We start from the raw sequence: 2,266 nt of genomic DNA on the forward strand, positions 1-2,266 counted from the left end.
CACCCCCGAGGAGACCCGTCTGATCGCCTCCTGGGACCGCGACCTCGACGCGCTCGCCCGGGAGCTGCTGCTGGCCCGCCGCACCGTCACGGACGTCCCCCTGCCCGTGACGCTCACCGCGACCCAGCTGCTGCTGCTGGCCGAGGACCCGGACGCGCTCGCGCAGGAGCTCGCGCGCCCCATGCCGCGCCCCCCGCAGCGGGCCGCGCGCCGCGGCACCCGGTTCCACGCCTGGGTGGAGTCCCGCTACGAGGAACTGGCGCTGCCCCTGCTGGAGCCCGACGAGCTGCCCGGCGGCGACGCCGAGATCGCCGACGAGGAGGACCTGGAGGCGCTGAAGGAGGCCTTCGAGCGCACCGAGTACGCCCGGCGCACGCCGTACCGGGTCGAGGCGCCGGCCCAGCTCACCCTCGCCGGGCGGGTCGTACGCGGCCGGATCGACGCCGTCTACCGGACAGGTGAGGGCGCGGCGGCGACGTACGAGATCGTGGACTGGAAGACCGGCCGGGAGCACACCGCCGACCCCCTCCAGCTCGCCGTGTACCGGCTGGCCTGGGCCGAGCAGCAGGGCGTCCCGCTCGACTCGGTCACCGCCGCGTTCCTGTACGTGCGCACCGGCGAGGTCGTACGCCCCGCAAAGTTGCCGGACCGGCCCGCACTGGAGCGGCTGCTCGGCGGCGACCCGGACCCGGCACCCGGCGGAGCGGGGCCGGCACCGGACGTGACATGGCGCCCACCGCGAGTGTGACGAACCGCCCGCCGAGGATGCCCGTGCGGGCCGATAGGCTCGTGAGCATGAGCCAGACCCCGGACAGCGCCGTCCGCGCGTACATCGAGCAGCACCGCGCCGCCTTCCTCGACGACCTCGCCGCATGGCTGCGCATCCCCTCCGTGTCGGCCCAGCCCGACCACGCGCCCGACGTGCGGCGCAGCGCCGACTGGCTCGCCGCCAAGCTGCGGGAGACCGGTTTCCCGACCGTCGAGGTGTGGCCCACCGACGGCGCCCCCGCCGTCTTCGCCGAGTGGCCCTCCGGCGACCCCGAGGCGCCCACCGTGCTGGTCTACGGCCACCACGACGTGCAGCCCGCCGCCCGCGAGGACGGCTGGGACAGCGAGCCCTTCGAGCCGGTCGTGCGCGGCGACCGGCTCTACGCGCGCGGCGCGGCCGACGACAAGGGCCAGGTGTTCTTCCACACCCTCGGCGTGCGCGCCCACCTCGCCGCCACCGGCCGCACCGCCCCCGGGGTCGGCCTGAAGCTGCTGATCGAGGGCGAGGAGGAGTCCGGCTCCCCGCACTTCCGGGCCCTGGTCGAGGAGCGCGCGCAGCGCCTCACGGCCGACGCCGTGATCGTCTCCGACACCGGCATGTGGGCCGAGGACACCCCGACCGTCTGCACCGGGATGCGCGGCCTGGCCGAGTGCGAGATCCGGCTGTACGGCCCCGACCAGGACATCCACTCCGGTTCCTTCGGCGGCGCCGTGCCCAACCCGGCCACCGCCGTCGCCCGCCTGGTCGCCGCCCTGCACGACGAGCGGGGCCGGGTGGCCGTCCCCGGCTTCTACGACGGCGTCGTGGAGCTGACCGAGCGCGAGCGCGAACTGTTCGCCGAGCTGCCCTTCGACGAGGAGCGCTGGCTGCGCACCGCCAAGTCCCGCGCCACCCACGGCGAGGCCGGGCTCACCACCCTGGAGCGCATCTGGGCCCGCCCGACCGCCGAGGTCAACGGCATCGGCGGCGGCTACCAGGGCCCCGGAAGCAAGACCATCATCCCGGCCTCGGCCATGGTGAAGCTGTCCTTCCGGCTGGTCGCCGGGCAGGACCCCGACCACGTCGAGAAGGCGGTCCGCGCCTGGGCCGCCGAGCAGGTGCCCGCCGGAATCCGGGCCGAGATCGACTTCGGCTCGGCCACCCGCCCCTGTCTGACCCCGCTCGACCACCCGGCGCTGCGCTCGGTGGCCCGGGCGATGGGCCGCGCCTTCGAGGGCCCGGTCCGCTTCACCCGCGAGGGCGGCTCCGGTCCCGCCGCGGACCTCCAGGAAGTCCTCGGCAGTCCCGTGCTCTTCCTGGGGATCTCCGTCCCCTCCGACGGCTGGCACGCGCCCAACGAGAAGGTCGAGCTGGATCTCCTCCTCAAGGGCGTCGAGACCAGCGCCTACCTGTGGGCCGACCTGGCCGAGAACTGGCGGCCCACGCCCTGACCGGCCCGCACCGGGCCGGCACGGAGGCGCCGGGGCGAGGGGCACACTGGAAGGACCGCCCCCGCCC

At 75.5% G+C, this 2,266-nt stretch carries 2 protein-coding genes; both read left to right on the plus strand.

Annotated features, from left to right (window positions below):
- Positions 1 to 748: PD-(D/E)XK nuclease family protein (locus tag FRZ03_RS14735; RefSeq protein ID WP_146465609.1), on the plus strand; the 748-nt coding region annotated here is incomplete at its 5' end.
- A gap of 47 nt (positions 749 to 795) precedes the next feature.
- Positions 796 to 2,199 carry a dipeptidase gene (locus FRZ03_RS14740; RefSeq protein ID WP_146465610.1) on the plus strand — a complete coding sequence of 468 codons (1,404 nt, stop codon included), beginning with the start codon at positions 796 to 798 and terminating at the stop codon, positions 2,197 to 2,199.
- Positions 2,200 to 2,266 lie beyond the last annotated feature (67 nt).

The sequence above is a fragment of the Streptomyces misionensis genome (assembly GCF_007896895.1).
Classification (GTDB): domain Bacteria; phylum Actinomycetota; class Actinomycetes; order Streptomycetales; family Streptomycetaceae; genus Streptomyces; species Streptomyces misionensis_A.